Annotated in this window: 18 protein-coding genes; 11 read left to right on the top strand and 7 right to left on the bottom strand. The window is 62.2% G+C overall.

Annotation, left to right across the window (positions count from 1 at the left end; genetic code table 11):
* The first annotated feature begins 23 nt into the window (after positions 1 to 23).
* From CP49_RS38815 to CP49_RS38805, 3 genes are all read left to right on the top strand, one after another.
* Positions 24 to 617: a L,D-transpeptidase gene (locus CP49_RS38815; RefSeq protein WP_057855357.1), complete on the top strand. Its 594-nt coding sequence runs from the start codon at positions 24 to 26 to the stop codon at positions 615 to 617.
* Positions 618 to 792: 175 nt separating this feature from the next.
* Complete coding sequence (locus tag CP49_RS38810; protein WP_245311089.1) at positions 793 to 1,518, top strand: DUF2927 domain-containing protein; 726 nt, start codon at positions 793 to 795, stop codon at positions 1,516 to 1,518.
* A 330-nt stretch (positions 1,519 to 1,848) separates the two neighbouring features.
* Positions 1,849 to 2,847: a LysR family transcriptional regulator gene (locus CP49_RS38805; protein ID WP_057855356.1), complete on the top strand. Its 999-nt coding sequence runs from the start codon at positions 1,849 to 1,851 to the stop codon at positions 2,845 to 2,847.
* Positions 2,848 to 2,853: 6 nt separating this feature from the next.
* Here the strand turns inward: CP49_RS38805 and CP49_RS38800 are convergent, their stop codons facing one another.
* The 3 genes from CP49_RS38800 to CP49_RS38790 form a co-directional block, all read right to left on the bottom strand.
* On the bottom strand, positions 2,854 to 3,972 hold the full coding sequence (locus CP49_RS38800) for a M48 family metallopeptidase (RefSeq protein WP_057855355.1): 1,119 nt from the start codon (positions 3,970 to 3,972) through the stop codon (positions 2,854 to 2,856).
* 20 nt (positions 3,973 to 3,992) lie between these two features.
* Positions 3,993 to 5,150 carry a DUF898 family protein gene (locus CP49_RS38795; RefSeq protein WP_057855354.1) on the bottom strand — a complete coding sequence of 386 codons (1,158 nt, stop codon included), beginning with the start codon at positions 5,148 to 5,150 and terminating at the stop codon, positions 3,993 to 3,995.
* A 74-nt stretch (positions 5,151 to 5,224) separates the two neighbouring features.
* A complete protein-coding gene (locus CP49_RS38790; protein WP_057855353.1) occupies positions 5,225 to 6,397 on the bottom strand; it encodes an isovaleryl-CoA dehydrogenase in 1,173 nt (390 codons plus the stop codon).
* Between the two features lie 227 nt (positions 6,398 to 6,624).
* On the opposite strand from CP49_RS38790, the gene CP49_RS38785 reads away from it, so the two are divergent.
* The 5 genes from CP49_RS38785 (at position 6,625) to CP49_RS38765 (ending at position 12,229) form a co-directional block, all read left to right on the top strand.
* On the top strand, positions 6,625 to 7,896 hold the full coding sequence (locus tag CP49_RS38785) for a cytochrome P450 (RefSeq protein WP_057855352.1): 1,272 nt from the start codon (positions 6,625 to 6,627) through the stop codon (positions 7,894 to 7,896).
* Between the two features lie 28 nt (positions 7,897 to 7,924).
* Entirely contained in the window at positions 7,925 to 9,199 is a 1,275-nt protein-coding gene (locus tag CP49_RS38780) for a cytochrome P450 (RefSeq protein WP_057855351.1), read from the top strand.
* Positions 9,200 to 9,793: 594 nt separating this feature from the next.
* Entirely contained in the window at positions 9,794 to 10,144 is a 351-nt protein-coding gene (locus CP49_RS38775; protein ID WP_245311085.1) for an ArsR/SmtB family transcription factor, read from the top strand.
* Entirely contained in the window at positions 10,141 to 10,536 is a 396-nt protein-coding gene (locus tag CP49_RS38770; protein WP_057855350.1) for a VOC family protein, read from the top strand. The genes CP49_RS38775 and CP49_RS38770 overlap by 4 nt, the downstream gene beginning before the upstream one ends.
* 268 nt (positions 10,537 to 10,804) lie before the next feature.
* Complete coding sequence (locus CP49_RS38765) at positions 10,805 to 12,229, top strand: APC family permease (RefSeq protein WP_057855349.1); 1,425 nt, start codon at positions 10,805 to 10,807, stop codon at positions 12,227 to 12,229.
* Positions 12,230 to 12,454: 225 nt separating this feature from the next.
* Here CP49_RS38765 and CP49_RS38760 read toward each other — a convergent pair whose 3' ends face one another.
* The 4 genes from CP49_RS38760 to CP49_RS38745 form a co-directional block, all read right to left on the bottom strand.
* Positions 12,455 to 12,808: an SgcJ/EcaC family oxidoreductase gene (locus tag CP49_RS38760; RefSeq protein WP_057855348.1), complete on the bottom strand. Its 354-nt coding sequence runs from the start codon at positions 12,806 to 12,808 to the stop codon at positions 12,455 to 12,457.
* Positions 12,809 to 12,992: 184 nt separating this feature from the next.
* Complete coding sequence (locus tag CP49_RS38755) at positions 12,993 to 13,451, bottom strand: cupin domain-containing protein (RefSeq protein ID WP_057855373.1); 459 nt, start codon at positions 13,449 to 13,451, stop codon at positions 12,993 to 12,995.
* Between the two features lie 260 nt (positions 13,452 to 13,711).
* On the bottom strand, positions 13,712 to 14,863 hold the full coding sequence (locus tag CP49_RS38750; RefSeq protein WP_057855347.1) for an OpgC domain-containing protein: 1,152 nt from the start codon (positions 14,861 to 14,863) through the stop codon (positions 13,712 to 13,714).
* 482 nt (positions 14,864 to 15,345) lie between these two features.
* Positions 15,346 to 16,269 (bottom strand): LysR family transcriptional regulator, encoded by a 924-nt coding sequence (locus tag CP49_RS38745; RefSeq protein ID WP_057855346.1) that lies wholly within the window; start codon positions 16,267 to 16,269, stop codon positions 15,346 to 15,348.
* Positions 16,270 to 16,397: 128 nt separating this feature from the next.
* Between CP49_RS38745 and CP49_RS38740 the strand changes: the two genes are divergently transcribed.
* From CP49_RS38740 to CP49_RS48415, 3 genes are all read left to right on the top strand, one after another.
* Positions 16,398 to 17,564 carry an acyl-CoA dehydrogenase family protein gene (locus CP49_RS38740; RefSeq protein ID WP_057855345.1) on the top strand — a complete coding sequence of 389 codons (1,167 nt, stop codon included), beginning with the start codon at positions 16,398 to 16,400 and terminating at the stop codon, positions 17,562 to 17,564.
* 9 nt (positions 17,565 to 17,573) lie between these two features.
* Positions 17,574 to 18,704, top strand: coding sequence for a CaiB/BaiF CoA transferase family protein (locus tag CP49_RS38735; protein ID WP_057855344.1), 1,131 nt, complete (start codon positions 17,574 to 17,576; stop codon positions 18,702 to 18,704).
* Positions 18,701 to 19,118: FAS1-like dehydratase domain-containing protein (locus tag CP49_RS48415; RefSeq protein ID WP_245311084.1), on the top strand; the 418-nt coding region annotated here is incomplete at its 3' end. The genes CP49_RS38735 and CP49_RS48415, both read left to right, overlap by 4 nt.

Genomic DNA, 19,118 nt, shown 5'->3' with positions numbered 1-19,118 from the left:
ATTTTTTCGCGGGGAAGAAAAAGATGACACGGGCTTTTGCTTTGCTGCTTGCGGCGCTCACCATGCTGGCGGGAGCCGGCCAGGCACAGGCCCAACTTTTCATTTTTGAGGACTCGCGCGACATCATGGGCGGCGGCCCTGGTTTCTTCCGACCCGGCATGCCCAGCGGATCGAGCCCGATCCCGCGCACCACCGTGAGCTTTGCCGCCGGTTACGCGCCCGGCACGATCTACATCAACACCGCCGAGCGCCGGCTCTATCTCGTCCTCGGCAACGGCCAGGCGATACGGTACGGCATCGGCGTCGGCCGCGACGGCTTCCGTTGGAGTGGAACCCACCGCATTTCCGCGAAGAAGGAATGGCCGAGCTGGACTCCGCCGGCCCAGATGCTGCGGCGGCGTCCCGACCTGCCGCGCCACATGTCCGGCGGCATCGACAACCCGCTCGGCGCGCGAGCGATGTATCTGGGATCGACGCTCTACCGCATCCACGGCTCCAACGAGCCGGAGACGATCGGACAGGCGGTATCGTCCGGATGCTTCCGCATGACCAACGAGGACGTGACCGATCTCTATAGCCGCGTCCGCATCGGCACCCCGGTTATCATAAGGAATTAGGCCGGAACCAGGCGCGGCCGCGCGCAAGCGCGTGATCCGCGTCTTTCAAGCCTTGCACGTGCGCGCCGATTGCTGCAGCGTCGTTTGAATGCGCACGCCTCGCCGATCCCTGTATCTACGGACGCTTACGGCTGCCGTAAGCGTAGTCGCGCTCGGCGGAATCTTCGTGCCGTCCATGGCGTCCGCCGACATCCTCGCCGTCGCGCAGCGTCAGCGCGCCGAGAAAAAGGTCTTCACCGACAGCGAAATCGTCGAAGGCTTTCTGAAGGTCGCCTTCGGCGCCGAATATCATCTCGCCGGCCGCGTCGACCGCATCCGCAAATATGACGGGCCGGTGCGGGTGTTTGCCGACGGCAGCCGCGCCGACCGCAAGGCGCAGCTCACGAAAATCGTCGCCGACATCGCCGCCCGCGTTCAGCACCTCGACATCGCCATGGCCGGCAGCCTCGAAGACGCCAATGTGCAGGTCAAGCTGGTGCGCGACCGCGATCTCCATCGCACCATCACGACCTTCTACGGCAGCGACCGGGCGAAAGAGATTCGCTCCTCGCTCGACCCGCAATGCCTGTCGGGCTTCCGCAAGAACGAGAAATTCGAAATCGAGCATTCCGACGTGATCCTCACCGTCGACAACGGCGACTTCGTCTTCTTCGACTGCGCCTATGAGGAATTGCTGCAATCGCTGGGACCGATCAACGATACGGAGAGCGTGCCCTGGACCGTGTTCAACGACAACGTCTCGAGGGGCTATTTCGGCGTCTACGACCAGTATCTGCTCAACCTTCTCTATGATCCCCGGATCAAGCCGGGCATGACCGTGCAGGAGGTCAAGGCGCTGCTGCCGGACGTGCTGGCCGACGTGCGCGCCTGGGTGCGCAAGGTCAACAACCTGCCGCAGTAACGGCCTCCGGTCAGCCACCAACGCGGAGATTCATCGCGAGGTGAACGCATGAGCAATCCGCCGGCCTCACCCCGTCATTGCGAGCGAAGCGAAGCAATCCATCTGTCCGCGTACGAGGTGACAATGGATTGCTTCGCTTCGCTCGCAATGACGGTGGAGAGTCGGCCGCAGCCGGGCGGAACCCCTCGCGCAGCGGTCGAAGGACCCCGCCGGCCCTCGCATCCCCCTTTTTTTCCAATGACAACGCAAAGTTTTGTTGACGAAAGATTGTGACTTCCAAGAGCAAATCCTATCTAATGGCGTCATGGGCGCTTCTTATAAGTTTTCCAAATGAACGACCTGCCGCGCATCCAGGCCTTGCGCTGTTTCATCACCGTGGCCCGCGAGGGCACGGTCTCGCGCGCGGCGATCCTGCTGCACCTGACCCAGCCTGCCGTCAGCCTGCAGTTGAAGGGCCTGGAGGAGAGCACCGGGCTGCAGCTCTTCAACCGGACGCCGGGCGGCTTTACCCTGACCGAAGCGGGCGCCGCCCTGTTGCCGCTGGCGCACCGGACGGTATCGGCCTCGGCGGATTTCAGGGCGGCGGCAGATTCCTTGCGGGAATCGCAGCGGGCAACGCTACGCGTCGGCACGATTCTGGATCCCGAGTCGATCCGGCTGGGTCCGTTCGTGCGAAGCCTCGCCACTTCCTCGAAGAAGACCGAGGTCTTCCTGCGCTACGGCATGAGCGACGAGGTGCTGGCGCAGATCGGCAGGGGCGAGCTCGACGTCGGATACTATATCGATGCCGCGCCGCCCGAATGCCTGGCGTCGGGGACGCTGTCCGAACGCACCATCGACGACGGAAAGTTCCAGCTCACGGCACTGATGCGCTACGACTACCGCGTGATCGCGCCTGCCGAATGGAGCGGCAAGGTGTTGGGAAGAGATTGGGCCGACCTCGCCGACCTGCCCTGGATTGCGACGCCGCATGCCTCGGCGCATCGGCGGCTGCTCGACGACATCTTCCGGCGGATAGGGTCGTTGCCGAAGCGCGTCGCCTTCGCCGAACAGGAAGACGCCATGATCGACTTCGTCGAATCCGGCAACTGCCTCAGCCTCGTCCGCGACTGCGTGCTCGACCGCATCACGCGCAAACGGAATTTCGTGGTTGCCGACAAGGTGGCGCTGACCTGCGACCTCAGTTTCGCCTGCCTTGCGTCGCGGCGCCACGAGCCGGTGATCTCGCACGCCTTCTCGGCCATGCAGGCGGTGTGGGACCTGAAGACGGGCGACGCGACACCGGCGCCGATCGAAGCGGCGAGATCGCGGAAGAGCGCCCGAAGGTAGGCCGAGTCAGAGTTTGATCGCGTCAGGATTGCCGTCGCAGATCGCTTTCAGCGATCGCCACTCTCCGGCCGAGAGCAGCGGCGGCCCGCTGGCCGGTTGGTCTTGCCGGCTCATCCGTGCCAGCCGGTCCTCGCTCAGGGGGTGGGTGGAGATGATGGAAAGGCCCTTGCCTTCCTTTCCGGTGACCCGAAGCAGCAATTCCCCGGTTGGCTTCGCCGGCCGGCCGAGCCGGTGCATGACGTCGATTGCAAAACTGTCGGCATTGGTCTCGGCTTCGCGCGAGTGGGACGACGTCACCAGCGTGCGCGAGCCGAAGATCAGCGCGCTGGAGCCCGTGATGTCGCCGAACAACAATCCGATCAGGAACGACGTGCTGCCATCACGGATCAATCCGCGCATGCTGTCGCGATGCTTGAGATGGCCGAGTTCATGGGCCAGCACGCCCGCGATTTCGTCGGGGTTCTCGGCCTTCGCCAGCAATCCGTTGAACAGATAGACCCTGCCGCCCGGCAGCGCGAACGCATTGGGAAGCGAACTCGACAGCACGCCCGACTGCACGGAGGTGTCGAGGCCCGCGGCTTCGCGAATTGCGGTGACGAGCTTGACGAAGGCCTTCTGCCCGGCGGCGTTGTCGCAAACCTTGGCATCGAACATCGTCTTGATCTGGCTGTCGGCGACGTCGCCGAGCCGCCGCTCGAACGCTTCCGGCACCAGCGGCGTGAGGCGATCGGCGATCAGCGGAAGTCCGAACAGCACCACGGCAACAATCGAAATCGCGGCCGCGAGCGACCAGCCGACGATGGCGGCAACGCCGCGGCGGCCGGTGGCGTTGTCGTCGATCCGCGCACAGCGCGAGATGAGTTCGGCCGCCAATGTCGTATCGCGAACCTCTAAACGCGCCAGGGCCGGCGCCGTCAGGCAGCTCACACGCAGCATGCCGGTGGGGCCGTCGACCCGGCGGATATCGGAATAGGCCCACGCCGCCGGCGCCTGCCCGTCTTCTTCGATCTCGAGCCGGTCGGAGAGGCGGACCGCAACCGTGCGCCGCCGGCTCGACACGCCGTCGAAATAGATCGCCGATCCGCTGCGCTGCGATGTCGATATCTCTGGCGCATCGTTATCCATGACAATCCGGGCTCCGATGGTTAGAAGCCGCCGACATCGAGTCCGTCAGCAAATCCCTCTCCGAGCGCATTGGCCAGCTCGCCGCGCGCTGCAACGTTGGCTGCAGCCTCGAGCCCGCTCACATTGACCGAGCCGAGCACCCTCACCCAGAGATCGCGCAACAGATAGACCCGGATCACGACGTTCATCGCCAGCGCGAACACGAGATAGCCTACACCGGCCAGCACCAGCAGTGGAATGCTCTTCATGAATTCCTGCGACTTGAAGAACTCCGTGAACGACGAGTCGGTCATGCTGCCGACCAGCACCGCTGCCAGGCCGAGATAGGCCGAGAAGACAAGCGCGAGCACGACGATCCAGCCGATCACTTTCCAGTACAACCCGATCAGCTCGCTCTTTCGCAGCTTCGATTCCACGCGCACGCCGCCGAACCGGATGCCGGACAGCCACCATCGCCATTCGATGGCCTTGTAGGCGCCGTAAATGAAGGGCGCGATCGGTATCACATAGAGTGCGATCGGCGTCAGCAGCCACAGCCACCAGCCGCGCTTGAAGAACTCCCAGCCGCGCCCCTCGAAGCTGCCCTGCAGGTCGCCGTAATGGGAATGGCGCAGCTTATAGCGTTCGAGCGCGGCATTGCGCCATGGTAGTACCAGCCCGAGCGTGAGTATCATCAACAGGCCCCAGAGCGAGGCCTGCAGGGCATAGATCCAGCCCGAACCGGTCATCCAGAACCGCACGCCGCGCCACACCGTACGCGTCAGCCGGTAGCGCCGCGCGCGGTAGATCGCGAACTGCCCGAAAACATAGAAAAATGCGATCAGGGGAATACTTGCAAAGGCCTGAATGTGCTCGGCCTCCAGGCCGATCAGAAAATAGCCGACATAGACGGGCATCAGGATCGCGAGCGCGACCAGGAATCCGATCAGCAACTCCTTGCCGCGGCCGGTATATTCCGCGGCATCCCCGCCGACCAGGGTGTTGGCCCAGAGATGGCGGCGGATATCGGTGAGCAGCCAGAATCGATAGAAGCCGAGGGTGACGAATTCGAGCCCGGCGCCGCGCTTGACCAGATCGAAGAATTCGCCGCGGCCGCCGGAAAACGCCACCGGCATCGGCGGCGGCACGGGCGAAGGCGGCGGTGGCGGCACCTGCGGGGGCCAGCTCATCTGATTCATGGTTCAACTCCAGCGCGACGGTAGCGGATCAAACCACAAATTTGTCGGCCGTTGTGTGACCCAGCTCCCACTACCTACGCCGATTTTTCAAACAGTTCCCGCCCGATCAGCATGCGGCGGATCTCGCTGGTGCCGGCGCCGATCTCATAGAGCTTGGCGTCGCGGAGCAGCCGCCCGGTCGGGTAGTCGTTGATGTAGCCGTTGCCGCCGAGGAGCTGGATGGCGTCGAGCGCGCATTGCGTCGCCTTCTCCGCGGCGTAGAGGATCGCGCCGGCCGCGTCCTCGCGCGTGGTCTCGCCGCGGTCGCAGGCCTTGGCCACCGCATAGACATAGGCCCGCGAGGCGTTCATCGTGGTGTACATGTCGGCGATCTTGCCCTGCACCAATTGGAAGGTGCCGATCGGCTCGCCGAACTGCTTGCGCTCGTGCACATAAGGCAGCACCACGTCCATGCAGGCCTGCATGATGCCGATCGGGCCCGCCGCCAGCACCGCGCGCTCATAGTCGAGGCCGCTCATCAACACGTTGACGCCGCGGCCGACCTCGCTCAGCACATTCTCTTCCGGCACCTCGCAATCATCGAACAGCAGCTCGCAGGTGTCGGAGCCGCGCATGCCGAGCTTGTCGAGCTTCTGCGCGGTGGAAAATCCCTTCATGCCCTTTTCGATGATGAAGGCGGTCATGCCGCGCGGGCCGGCGTTAGGATCGGTCTTGGCGTAGACCACGAGCGTATCGGCCACCGGGCCGTTGGTGATCCACATCTTGTTGCCGTTCAGCACAAAGCGGTCGCCCTTCTTCTCGGCGCGGGTCTTCATCGACACCACATCCGAGCCGGCGCCAGGCTCCGACATCGCGAGCGAGCCGACATGCTCGCCCGAGATCAGCTTTGGCAGGTACTTCCGTTTCTGCGCCTCATTGCCGTTGCGGCGGATCTGGTTGACGCAAAGATTTGAATGCGCGCCGTAGGACAGACCGACTGCGGCCGACGCCCGCGATATTTCTTCCAGCGCGATACAGTGCTCGAGATAGCCAAGGCCGGCGCCGCCATATTCCTCCTCGACGGTGATGCCGTGCAGGCCGAGCGATCCTATTTTGGGCCAGAGGTCGCGCGGAAACTGGTTGCTGCGATCGATTTCGGCGGCGCGCGGCGCAATTTCGTCTCTCGAAAACGCATGCACCGTCTCGCGAATCGCGTCCGCGGTTTCGCCGAGATCGAAGTTCAGCATCCGATGCGCGTTAGGGATCATGGTCGCCTCCCGGCGGCATAAAACGTTGTTTCAAACAGACTTAGTCCGCGGAAATGCCCTTGTCACGCGGTGAAATGCGCCTGTTTTGCCCCCCAGCGGGGCGCCGGTATCGATGCGGCCAAATGCACCCAACTCGTCCTTGCGCCGGCGCACGGCTAGGGATGTAATAGGGTAAAACATAGTCCCTCCGGCATGCTTCGGCAGGGAACAGTCAGGGAGAGCGGCCCATGCACGGAACCATCGACCTCGCCGGAGATTCGCATCTGCGCGCCGCGCGCGACAAGGCCCAGTCGATTCCGCTTGACGAGTTCGATGTCGGCAATCCCGAACTGTTCAAGACCGATACGTTCTGGCCGTATTTCGACCGGCTGCGCCGCGAAGAGCCGGTGCATTACTGCAAGGACTCGATGTTCGGCCCATATTGGTCGGTGACCAGATACAACGACATCATGGACATCGAGACCAACCACGCGGTGTTCTCGTCGGCGGCTTCGCTTGGCGGCATTACCATCCGCGACGTTGCGCCGGACCTGCGCCGCGAGAGCTTCATCGCCATGGACCAGCCGCGCCATTCCGCGCAGCGCAAGACAGTGGCGCCGATGTTCACGCCGACGCATCTCGATCAGCTCGCGATCAACATCCGCAAGCGCTCCGCCGAATGTCTCGACAATCTGCCTGATGGCGAGGTGTTCGACTGGGTCGACCAGGTCTCGATCGAGCTCACTACGCAGATGCTCGCCGTGCTGTTCGACTTCCCCTGGGAAGACCGCCGCAAGCTGACGCGCTGGTCCGACATCGCCACCACCCTTCCCGGCACCGGCGGCCTCGTCGCGTCAGAGGAAGAGCGGCAGGCGGAGCTGATGGAATGCGCGACCTATTTCGCCAGGCTCTGGAACGAGCGCATCAGCCAGCCACCGAAGAGCGATCTGCTCTCGATGATGGCGCATAGCGACGCCACCCGCGACATGGACCCGCAGAATTTTCTCGGCAATTTGATCCTGTTGATCGTCGGCGGCAACGACACCACCCGCAACACGCTGTCCGGCAGTGTCTATGCGCTGAACAAGAATCCGGGTCAGTACCGCAAGCTGCGCGACAATCCGGACCTGATCGACAGCTTCGTGCCTGAAGTGATCCGCTGGCAGACGCCACTGGCGCACATGCGCCGTACCGCGCTCGAAGACATCGAGTTCCGCGGCAAGCAGATCAAGAAGGGTGACAAGGTCGTGATGTGGTACGTCTCGGGCAACCGTGACGAGGACGTGATCGAGCGTCCCTACGAGTTCATCATTGACCGCGCCCGGCCGCGCACCCACCTCTCCTTCGGTTTCGGCATCCACCGCTGCGTCGGAATCAGGCTGGCCGAGCTACAACTAAAGATTATATGGGAAGAAATTCTCAAGCGTTTCGAGAATATTGAGATGGTCGCCGAACCCAGGCGGGTGTATTCGAGTTTTGTCAAAGGCTACGAAACCCTGCCGGTCCGCATCGCCGGCTAACCCTGAGCCTCCATCGGGATCATCGAAAATGAACGTGCAGACCGCCGTCAGAGCCGACAAGAAAGAGCTGCTGCGCGCCGCGCGCGAGGAGGCCTATTCGACGCCGCTGAAGGATTTTCATCCCGGTGCGCCAAAGCTGTTCCAGAACGACACCCTGTGGCCGTGGTTCGAGCGGCTGCGCAAGGAAGAGCCGGTGCATTATTGCACCAACTCCCCGATCGAGCCTTATTGGTCGGTCACCAAGTACAACGACATCATGCATGTCGACACCAACCACGGCATCTTTTCTTCCGACTCGACGCTCGGCGGAATCTCGATCCGTGACGTGCCGCCCGGCTATGACTATCCAAGCTTCATCGCGATGGATCAGCCGCGGCACTCGGCGCAGCGCAAGACGGTGTCGCCGATGTTCACGCCGACGCATCTGGATGAACTGGCAAAGCTGATCCGCGAGCGCTCGCAAAAAGTGCTCGACAACCTGCCGCGCAACGAGACCTTCAACTTCGTCGAGCGCGTCTCGATCGAACTGACCACGCAGATGCTGGCGACGTTGTTCGATTTCCCCTGGGAGGAGCGGCGCAAGCTGACGCGCTGGTCCGACGTCTCGACCGCGCTGCCCAAGAGCGGCGTCGTGGAATCGCCCGAGCAGCGGCGCCAGGAGATGGATGAATGCTACGCCTACTTCTCGAAACTCTGGAACGAGCGCGTCAACGCGCCGCCGCGCAACGATCTGCTGTCGATGATGGCCCACAGCGACGCGACGCGGCACATGGATCCCGACAATCTGATGGGCAACATCATCCTGTTGATCGTCGGCGGCAACGACACCACCCGCAACACCATGAGCGGCTCGGTGCTGGCGCTGAATGAACACCCCGAACAGTATCAGAAGCTGCGCGACAATCCCGCGTTGATCGACACCATGGTGCCCGAGGTGATCCGCTGGCAGACTCCGCTGGCGCATATGCGCCGCACCGCTCTGGTCGACACCGAGATCGGCGGCAAGAAGATCAAGAAGGGCGACCGCGTCGTGATGTGGTACGTCTCGGGCAACCGCGACGAGGAAGGCATCGAGCGTCCCGACGAGTTCATCATCGACCGCGCCCGACCGCGCACCCATCTGTCGTTCGGCTTCGGCATCCACCGCTGCGTCGGCATGCGGCTCGCAGAGCTGCAGCTCAAGATCGTGTGGGAGGAAATGCTGAGGCGCTTCGACCGCATCGAGGTGGTCGGCGAGCCGAAGCGGGTCTATTCAAGCTTCGTGCGCGGCATCGAGCAGCTTCCGGTGCGTATTCCGGGGTGAGCGGCCTCGATCGGTCCGATCGCGGATGCGCCTGCGACCCCGCCGGTAGAACTTCACCACGAAACCCTTTGGCTACTCTCGCGCATCAATTTGCGCCGCTTCAGGAACGTTTGCAGCAACATTTCGTTGCAAGGCTACGAGTGGCTTGAACCGAAGATGGCGCCGATAGCGGCTGGAGCATCGTATTTTTGAGCACGGCGTCGGGGCCGCATCGCGGTGTGGCATCCTTGGCTTGGGCCAAGTGAACAACGCAAACCAGTCTGATCCAAATGAACATCGGCAAATGGTATGACCCGATCTCGGAGCGGTGGATCGTGCCGCGTGAAATTGTACCGCGTGAAATGGCTTCGGATAAGCCCCGCTCGCGATCGAGCGCAGAGAGAGCGTTGGAAATCGACAGAAGGATCGAAGCGCAACGCATTTGGAACCTGTTGGTGGACTGCTGCGCTCATGAATGATGTGGCAAAATTTTCCATGTCTGGCTTGGCTCGGACGTGAACCTGGCGCCGGCCACCGGCGAGCAGCGCCATCACTTGGACCAAGTGATGCTCTCGTTTTTGGAACGCACTGTTTCTGACTGACGAGACCTGCCCCGTGGCGCTTGACATGCAGCAAAATTACTGCATTTTGGTTCGCGTGGACGACGATCAGCTAGACAATGTCTTCAAGGCGCTCGGTGATCCGATCCGCCGCCGCATCCTTGATCGCTTGGCGAAGCGTCAAGGGCAGTCGTTGTTCGAGATCTGCGCTTCGTCGTTTGCAGAGGATGGTAGAAGCCTGTCGCGACAAACGATCTCGCAGCACCTCGACATGCTGGAGAGGGCTGGACTTGTCCGGACGCATTGGAACGGGCGCACCAAGATGCATACCTTCGACAATGCGCCTCTGCGGAAGGCAGCCGCCGCCTGGCTCAACAAGCATCTGAAAAAAGGGAGTGCGAGATGAGGATCTATGTCATGAGCGTTTTGGTTGACGATCAGGCCAAAGCCCTGGATTTCTACACGGAGAAGCTGGGCTTCATCGTCAAGCACGATATTCCGATGGGCGCCCATCGCTGGTTGACCGTTGTGTCAAAGGAGGCGCCGGAAGGAACCGAACTCCTGCTCGAGCCGAGTGAGCACCCTGCCGCTGGGCCATTTAAGTCTGCGCTCGTGAACGACGGGATTCCTGCGGCGTCCTTTCAAGTGGATGATCTCAAGAAGGAGTTCGAGAGATTGCGCCAGCTTGGTGTCGAATTCACAGTAGAGCCGATGGATGCCGGCACGGTCAGAATGGCTGTCTTCGATGATACATGCGGCAATCTCATCCAGCTCGTCGAAATGGTCGAAGGAAAGTAAAAGCCCCAAGATCAACCGCGTTGCCTGACATGTCCCAATCACCCGTCACTGAACGGCTTCGAGACGGGGCGCGGTGCGGGTTCCATTTCGCACCCGCACGCGCTTTCCACATCGCAGTTCGATCCGCACCGCAAATAAGTCTTGGCGGCCGCGTGAAAGCCAATACGCTGTGTGCTGGCAATGACGCCAGACGCACGCGTGAGTCGCAACAGCGGTATCAGCTTTGCGGACAAGAGTGCGCGCGCGAGATCAGTTGAGAGGCTGCGCGATGACCGATCTCTCCTTGAATGCCGCGACACCTTTACCACCTGCCACTGCCGCCGAGCCGAGCCTGCAACGGGTCATGGGCCCGTGGCTCCTCCTGCTGTTCATCGTCGGCGACATTCTCGGCACCGGCATCTATGCGCTCACCGGGCAGGTGGCCAACCAGGTGGGCGGCGTCGTCTGGCTGCCGTTCCTGGTCGCCTTCGTCGTGGCGCTGATCACTGCGCTGAGCTATCTCGAGCTCGTCACCAAGTATCCGAAGGCCGCAGGCGCCGCGCTCTACACCCACAAGGCGTTCGGCATCCATTTTTTCACGTTCATCGTTGCGTTTGCGGTGATGTGCTCGGGGATTACCTCCGCTTCCACTGCCTCGCGGGCTTTCTCCGCCAACATGTCGAACGCGTTAGGCCTGGGCTTGTCGGGGTTCGGCATCACCATGACAGGCCTCGCCTTCATGGCGATCGTCGCCGCGGTCAACTTCCGCGGCGTCGGCGAAAGCGTGAAAGCGAACGTTGTCCTGACCTGCGTCGAACTGACCGGCCTCTTGATCATCATCGTCATCGGCCTGTGGGCGATCGGGATGGGCCAGGGCGATGTCTCGCGCGTCATGCAGTTCAAGGCAGGCGATACCGGTCTGATCTGGCCGGTGATCGCCGCAACCACGCTCGCTTTCTTCGCCATGGTCGGCTTCGAGGATTCCGTCAACATGGCCGAGGAATGCAAGGAGCCGACACGGGATTTCCCAAAAGTGCTGCTCGCCGGCCTACTGATCACCGGCGCAATCTACGTGCTGGTCTCGATCTCGGCGATTACGCTGGTTCCGCCGGCGCAGCTCGGCGAGGGAGAGACGCCGCTGTTGAAGGTGGTGCAGGCCGGCGCGCCGAACTTTCCGCTCTGGATCTTCGGCTTCATCACCATGTTCGCGGTCGCCAACTCCGCGCTGATCAACATGCTGATGGCGAGCCGGCTGGTCTACGGCATGAGCCGCGAGCATGTGCTGCCGCCGGTGCTTGGCAAGGTGCATGCGAGCCGGCGTACGCCCTATATCGCGATCGGCTTCACCACGCTGGTGGCGTTCGCCCTGATCACCTTCGTCGGCGAAGTGCCTGCGCTCGGCGGAACGACCGCGCTGCTGCTGCTCTGCGTGTTTACGGTGGTCAATATCGCGGTATTGGTGCTGCGCAAGGATGGCGTCGCGCACGAACATTTTCGTACGCCGACGATCCTGCCGGTGCTGGGCGCAATCACCTGCGCATTCCTTGCCGGGCCATGGACCGGACGGGCGATAGTTCAGTACCACGTCGCCGGGGTCTTGATCGCCATCGGCATCGTGCTCTGGGTAGTCACAATGCTGGTCAACCGCGCCCAGGGCGTCAGACCCGAGGAGCCGGAGATGGAGGCGATCGGCGGCAAGGGACCTGTGAACTAGCTGTAGCTCCGGCAGCGCGATGCTGCCCGGCGCGGCGAAGTCGGCGCGTACGCCACTTCAGGTCCGCTTTGGGAAGTGGCGTCACGGTACGAACCTGATCCGCCTCTCGTCCAGTAGCGATGGTTTCGCAGATCGGCAGCTTCAGGCCAAGTCCGGACGAACAGATGGCCGCGAATGCACCGTAGCTGAGCCCTTACGGCTGTCATCATTCGACAACCCGGTGGGCTATCTCGGGGCTGCTGGCATGGCCGAGGAATGGTGGTCGACGATCAGCCAACGCTCGCCGTTCTTGACGTAGGTGAAGCTGTAGCGCGCAGGCAGGCTCTTCGTCTCGCCGTCCTTGACATAAGAGAACGTGTAGTAGCCGGTATTAACCGCCGCATTTCCGTACACGCGGATTAGCTGATCGCCGAAGGCGACCTTCAGGCCGGGCAGAACCTTGAAGGCGGTCACGAAATAGTCTCGTAGCGCCGCCCGGTCAGCGCGCACGGTCGGCGACAGCGTGCCCCAGAGCACGGCATCGTCCGAATAGAACGGTAACACCTTTTCGGGATCGCCTTCGCCAAGAGCCTGCCCCATGCCGAAGTCGCCGCCGCCAGCTCCGTTTTCGGCTCGACCAAAGCGCTGGAGCCAAACGACAACAGCACCATGCACAGGGCAAGTGCCGCGCCCGCTAAATTTGGAGAAGACCGCATGACATCCTCCCTTGCGAATATCGGACTGACAAGTGTCCGCTTGAGGCGGCCTCTTGCAATGCGAGCGGCTACTGTTTGCGCGGATCGTCAGCCGGATTGATGTAATCGATGCCACCTGGGCCGATAAATTGAACTTGAAGTATCCCTTCCTCGCTTCCGGTCCACGCGTAATGCGCGTGTTTTGCGGGGTACACCCATAACGAGCCTGGCTTTAGGAGATCACCCTTCTTTTCGAATTTTTCCCCATGGCTACTGCCGATGTTACCACTTATGACTGTGACAACTTCGGAATAGGGATGAGTATGCGGAGGCATTTGGAAGTTAGGTGGAAACTTGATGCGTAAGACGACAACCTCGCCCGCTTTCGTGGGATCACCGACCAAGGTGGCAATCTGAACGCCCTTCGGAAAGGCTGGATTATCCTTCCATATGAGCGCATCGGGCATCACCCGGACCGCAGTATTTTGCGCCATTACCGGAATCGAGAGTGCAATCAAACCGGTCGCCGTCAGCAGCAATTTTTTCATGCGAGCTCCTCCCAAGCTGTAAGCAGCAAGAGACGCAAATCGCAATGCGCGGTCAGTGTAGAAACTTGATTGGAGCTGCGCACCACAATGTTGCGCGCGTCAACACGAGTCAGACTACATCAGCAGCGACGGGCGAACCATAAGTCAGAGATGTTGACTTAATAGGTTGCCAAAAAGATCCGTGTCCGCCTTGGGCATTTTCGGACCTCGACACGCGTAATCCTTAGATCCGCGTAGCCATTTCTCTGGGATTGCGGCCATCACAATAATTCCGGCTGCCGTTTCGGTTTGATCCTGATCAAATTCAGCAGCGTTGCGGCCGCGACCATCACCAGGGTACCAGCGAGGCTGAGCGCGATCTGCATCGCAAGCCCATCCGAGACGTTGACCAGCGCCATGTGGCTGGCGAGCGCCAGTAGAACACCGAGGCAATAGATTGCCAGCGAGTTCTCGCCGCAGCGGATCGCGCCGCGCATCACCGGCGTCGTCAGCCCTCGCCAATCGCGGGGCACGAGCCATACCGCCAAAATCGCAAGGGCAAGAAAATGCAACAGTCGCAAAGGATCGAGATTCGATTTGTCCAGCGGATAGATCAGCTTTGCCAGCGTCTGCGGGACCAGCGCTTCCAGCGGTTTGACGTTGCAACTCAATGCGATGATCAGGCTGAAAACCAGATAGAGAACGGCAAGCACAAGCGCCGTGCGCGAGGTCACCCACGGCCAGAATCTCCTGCCCTCCGTAATCCACCACGCGCCGAGCACAACCAGCAACTGCCAGGCCAGCGGATTGAAGTACCAGTGATTGTTCGGCCATGCCGGGACAGTCCAGCCGAAGACGTGCACCAGCGCATAAAGCAGCAACGAGGCGCCGAGCGCCAGGTTCGGCGCTCGTAGCAGCAGCCACAGCAGCAGCGCGAACGAAAAGTGGTAAACCACGAAGATCGGCAAGACGTCGGTGTTGACGGGACGGTATTGCAGGATCGCCGCATGCGCGAGCGTCGCGCCGGGATGTTCCAACAGAATGCGCGTATTGCTCGCGTCGGCAAACCGACCGTCGCCTGCGAGGTGAACCATAATGGCGCAAGCGACAGTGAGCAGCAGAAATGCGACATAGATGTCCCAGCTCCGCCACAGCGTACGGCTGATCACGCCGCTCCAGCCTTCGCACCAACGAGCCTTGCCGTAGGCCAGCGCGCAGGTCACACCCGAGACGAACATGAATACTTCCGCGGTATCGCAGAAGCCGTAGTTCCGCAGCGTCAGCCAGCTTCCGACGTTGTTGGGGACATGGTCAAGAAAGATGCACCATAGCGCGATGCCGCGGCAGGCATCGAGGCGCAGGTCGCGGCCAACGCCTTTCAGCTCCGGGGGCTCGCCCACCGATGGCTTCAGAGTGACGGTTCGATCATGCATCCGCTTGCCCCGTCCCGTGTGTAAGCACGCCTTAAGAGGGACTGCATATGACCAGGAAGCATCACCGCCGCACGGCCGGATCGTGACAACGCCAGGGACGCCTATCCCGATCGGTTGTGACAACATGCCTGTCACGCGAGCGAACGTGTTCGTGGCGCGCTGAGCGGAAACGGTGATTACTCGGCAACCCTATTCCGGCTGCCGGACAGCTCATGTGATCTGTTTCGCATCAGCGTGATCAACTTCCTTTGAAAGCACTCGCCTTCATGCGCCGGTGGCATCCGCGCTCAAGCTGCGCGATCTCCGCGTTGCTACCCTTGGCAGATATAGCCAGTGCCGGCTCGAGGTCCGCTGACCGCCAACAGCAATCGCTCCGGCAAGCCTGCGCCGCCCTATATAATTGCGGCATGACTGCTGTAGCCAGATGAGAATGCTCGGCTGGACGGTTTTGTTCTAAGCAAATCCGCAGGCCCGGCATCGGCTCAGGCGAGCCTGATGTCCCAGAGGCCCTCTTCGCGGCACGCGGAAAGTTCGCTGCGAAGCAGCTCGCTCACAACCGCAATCGCAGTCGAGCCGGGATGATCGATGGGAGACGCAAGGGTCAATTCGCGCATCGGCGACGGTTTTGATATCGCTGCCGTCTCCAGCCGGCCGGCGGCGACTTCGTGGCGCACCGACGAAGGCGGCAGCAGCGTGTATCCCAGCCCTTCCTCGACGAGGCTGGTCAGCACCCGGAAGGAATCGGCTTCCAGCTTGACGTCGAGCTTCAGTTTCTTCTTCGCCGCCGCCTGCTCGATCAGCGCCCGGAGCCCATGCGAATGACTGGGCAGCACCAGGCGCTGCCGCAGCAGCCAGCCGATATCGACCTGCTTCTTCTGCGACAATCCGCTGCCGCGCGGCCCCACGGCGACGATTGGGTCGCGGCCGAGACTCTGCACGGAGAGATGCAGGTCGCTCGACGGCCCGTAGATCAGCGCCAGATCCATTTCGCCGCGGTGCAGCCATTCCATCAGATGGCCGCTGTAGCTCTCGACGATGCAGAGCGAAATGCCCGGATATTTGTCGACGGTGCGCCGGGCAAGCCGCGCCGAAATCACGCAGCTCACGGTCGGCACGAGCCCGAGCACCACCCGCCCCGAGGGCGGTCCGCCCGAGGACTGGATCTCGTCGCGCACCTGGTCGATCTGCCGGACGATGCCGGCGGTTCGCGCGAGCAGAAGGCGGCCGGCGTCGGTCAGCACCATGCCGCGGCCGTTCCGGGTGAACAGTTCGGCCCGCAATTCATGTTCGAGCAGCTTGATCTGACGGCTCAGCGCCGGCTGCGCCACCCGCAGCGTGTCGGAGGCTTTGCTGAGGCTGCCGAGCTCCGCCACGCAACTGAAGGTCCTGAGCTGCCTTATATCCATCGCTTGCCAATCTTCGAAGGCAGGTTCATACGCTATAACAATTCAGCATAGGTGCCCAGCCGCAGTTTCACAACGTTCCGCATCCTTAAGCAATTGACATCAACCCGCATCCATCGCCAGAAAACCCAATGACCGCACAAGAACAACAAGACGAATTCCACGACATCCGCGACGCCGTCGCAAAACTCTGCGCCCAGTTCCCTGGCGAATACTGGCGCAAGCTCGACCGCCAGATGGCGTACCCCAAGGAGTTCGTCGACGCGCTGACGGAGGCCGGCTACCTCTCGGTCTTGATCCCCGAGGAATATGGCGGCTCGGGGCTGAAGCTCTCGGCGGCGGCCGCGATCCTGGAAGAGATCCAGCGCGCGGGGTGTAATGGCGGCGGCTGCCACGCCCAGATGTACACGATGGGTACCGTGCTGCGGCACGGCAACGACGCCCAGAAAGCGAAATACCTGCCCGGGATCGCCAGCGGCAAATTGCGGCTGCAGGCGTTCGGCGTCACCGAGCCGACCAGCGGCACCGACACCTCCTCGCTGAAGACCGTCGCCAAGCGTGACGGCGACCACTACATCGTCAACGGCCAGAAGATCTGGACCAGCCGCGCCGAACATTCCGACCTGATGATACTGCTCGCGCGCACCACGCCGAAGGAGCAGGCGAAGAAGCGCACCGATGGCCTGTCGGTGTTCATCGTCGACATGCGCGAGGTCAAGGGCAAGGGCCTCGAGATCCGCCCGATCCGCACCATGATGAACCACGCCACCACCGAAGTGTTCTTCACGGACATGCGGGTGCCGGCCGAAAATCTGATCGGCGACGAGGGCAAGGGCTTTCGTTACATCCTCTCCGGCATGAATGCCGAGCGCATCCTGATCGCGGCCGAATGCATCGGCGACGCCAAATGGTTCATTGCGAAGGCCACCGCCTACGCCAAGGAACGCGCCGTGTTCGGTCGCCCGATCGGCCAAAATCAAGGCATTCAGTTCCCGATTGCAAAGGCCTACGCCGCGATGCGTGCGGCCGAGCTGATGGTCAAGGAAGCGACCCGCAAGTATGAGGCCGGGCTCGATTGCGGCGCGGAAGCCAACATGGCCAAGATGCTGGCGGCAGATGCGTCCTGGGAAGCGGCCAATGCCTGCGTGCAGACCCATGGCGGCTTCGGCTTTGCGGAAGAGTACGACGTCGAGCGCAAGTTCCGCGAAACGCGGCTCTATCAAGTTGCGCCGATCTCGACCAATCTGATCCTATCCTACGTCGCCGAGCATGTGCTCGGCCTGCCCCGCTCCTACTGAGAACATCAGATGTTGCCGTTAGAGGGATTGATCGTCGTCTCCGTCGAACAGGCCGTTGCCGCGCCGTTCTGCAGCTCGCGGCTGGCGGATGCCGGCGCGCATGTCGTCAAGGTCGAACGCCCCGAGGGCGACTTTGCTCGCGGCTACGACGCCGCGGCCAAGGGCCAGAGCAGCTATTTCGTCTGGCTCAACCGCGGCAAGAATTCCGTGGTGATCGACCTCGCGACCAGGGAAGGCCGCGCGGCGCTCGAAGAGCTGATCGCGAGCGCCGACGTGCTGCTGCAAAACCTCAAGCCCGGCTCGATGGACAAGCTCGGCTTCTCGCTGGATCGCCTGAAAAAGGATTATCCGGCGCTGATCTGCTGCACCATTTCAGGCTATGGCGACGAGGGCCCCTATGCCGACCGCAAGGCCTATGATCTCCTGATCCAGGCCGAGAGCGGGCTCGCCTCGATCACCGGCGGACCGGAAGGGCCGTCCCGCGTCGGCATTTCCGTCGTCGATATCGCGACCGGCGCCACCGCGCATGCGGCCATCCTCGAAGCGCTGATCGCCCGCGGACGCTCCGGCAAGGGCGCCGACATCCGCATCTCGATGTTCGACGTGATGGCCGACTGGATGGCGGTGCCGCTGATCAATTCGGAAGCCGGCAATCCGCCAAAGCGGATGGCGCTGGCCCATCCCTCGATCGCGCCCTATGGCGTGTTCAATTCCAGGGACGGCAAGGGCATTTTGATCTCGATCCAGAGCGAGCGCGAATGGAAGAAGCTCTGCGCCGAGGTGCTGGATCAGCCCGACCTGCCGAACGATCCGCGCTTTGCCAACATGGTCGAGCGTGTGCGCAACCGCCAGCTCACCGACAAGACCGTTGCCGATAGCTTTGCTATGATGACGCGCGTCGATCTATTGAAGCGCTTAGCGGGCGCCGATATCGCCTTCGCCGAGGTGAACACCATGGCCGATCTCGCCGTGCATCCGCATCTGCGCCGCATCGAAGTCGATACGCCGAACGGCAAGGTGAGCTACGCCGCGCCTGCCGCGATCTTCGTCGGCGAGGACAGGCACTATGGCGCGGTGCCCGCCATCGGCGACCATATCGAATTGCCAAAAGCTCCCCGTATCAGGAGCCGCCAGTCATGACCGAAAAACTCGATCTCGATCATCTGCGGCAATGGATCGGCCGCGACACGGAAGCTTCGGACATCGTCACCGCGCAACTGGTCAAGGGCCTGCGTGCAACGCTGTTCCAGGACATCGGCGAGCCCAAGACGGGCGACGCCGCGCCGTGGACCACGCATTGGTGCCTGGCGCAGCCGGTGTTTCCGATGTCGCAGCTCGGCCCCGATGGCCACCCGACCCGCGGTGGCTTCCTCCCGCCGGTACCGTTGCCGCGCCGGATGTGGGCCGGCGGCGAGATCGAATTCCTCGAAGCCTTGCGTGTGGGCGATGAAGCGAAACGTACCTCGCGCATTGCCGACGTGACCGTGAAAACCGGCTCGACCGGCACGCTGTGCTTCGTCTCCGTCGAGCACACCGTCACGACGCCACGCGGCA

Origin of the sequence: Bradyrhizobium valentinum, assembly GCF_001440405.1 — a bacterium.
Classification (GTDB): Bacteria; Pseudomonadota; Alphaproteobacteria; order Rhizobiales; family Xanthobacteraceae; genus Bradyrhizobium; species Bradyrhizobium valentinum.
The sequence above is the reverse complement of the archived record's forward strand: the minus strand, read 5'-3'. Positions and strand labels throughout refer to the sequence as shown.

Coding starts and splice junctions, on each gene's coding strand:
- CP49_RS38810 (WP_245311089.1), top strand. CDS start 793: ATGGCGTCCGCCGACATCCTCGCCGTCGCGCAGCGTCAGCGCGCCGAG.
- CP49_RS38795 (WP_057855354.1), bottom strand. CDS start 5,150: ATGAATCAGATGAGCTGGCCCCCGCAGGTGCCGCCACCGCCGCCTTCG.
- CP49_RS38745 (WP_057855346.1), bottom strand. CDS start 16,269: ATGGATATAAGGCAGCTCAGGACCTTCAGTTGCGTGGCGGAGCTCGGC.
- CP49_RS38765 (WP_057855349.1), top strand. CDS start 10,805: ATGACCGATCTCTCCTTGAATGCCGCGACACCTTTACCACCTGCCACT.
- CP49_RS38770 (WP_057855350.1), top strand. CDS start 10,141: ATGAGGATCTATGTCATGAGCGTTTTGGTTGACGATCAGGCCAAAGCC.
- CP49_RS38760 (WP_057855348.1), bottom strand. CDS start 12,808: ATGGGGCAGGCTCTTGGCGAAGGCGATCCCGAAAAGGTGTTACCGTTC.
- CP49_RS38785 (WP_057855352.1), top strand. CDS start 6,625: ATGCACGGAACCATCGACCTCGCCGGAGATTCGCATCTGCGCGCCGCG.
- CP49_RS38805 (WP_057855356.1), top strand. CDS start 1,849: ATGAACGACCTGCCGCGCATCCAGGCCTTGCGCTGTTTCATCACCGTG.
- CP49_RS38815 (WP_057855357.1), top strand. CDS start 24: ATGACACGGGCTTTTGCTTTGCTGCTTGCGGCGCTCACCATGCTGGCG.
- CP49_RS38735 (WP_057855344.1), top strand. CDS start 17,574: ATGTTGCCGTTAGAGGGATTGATCGTCGTCTCCGTCGAACAGGCCGTT.
- CP49_RS38800 (WP_057855355.1), bottom strand. CDS start 3,972: ATGGATAACGATGCGCCAGAGATATCGACATCGCAGCGCAGCGGATCG.
- CP49_RS38780 (WP_057855351.1), top strand. CDS start 7,925: ATGAACGTGCAGACCGCCGTCAGAGCCGACAAGAAAGAGCTGCTGCGC.
- CP49_RS38755 (WP_057855373.1), bottom strand. CDS start 13,451: ATGAAAAAATTGCTGCTGACGGCGACCGGTTTGATTGCACTCTCGATT.
- CP49_RS38750 (WP_057855347.1), bottom strand. CDS start 14,863: ATGCATGATCGAACCGTCACTCTGAAGCCATCGGTGGGCGAGCCCCCG.
- CP49_RS38790 (WP_057855353.1), bottom strand. CDS start 6,397: ATGATCCCTAACGCGCATCGGATGCTGAACTTCGATCTCGGCGAAACC.
- CP49_RS38740 (WP_057855345.1), top strand. CDS start 16,398: ATGACCGCACAAGAACAACAAGACGAATTCCACGACATCCGCGACGCC.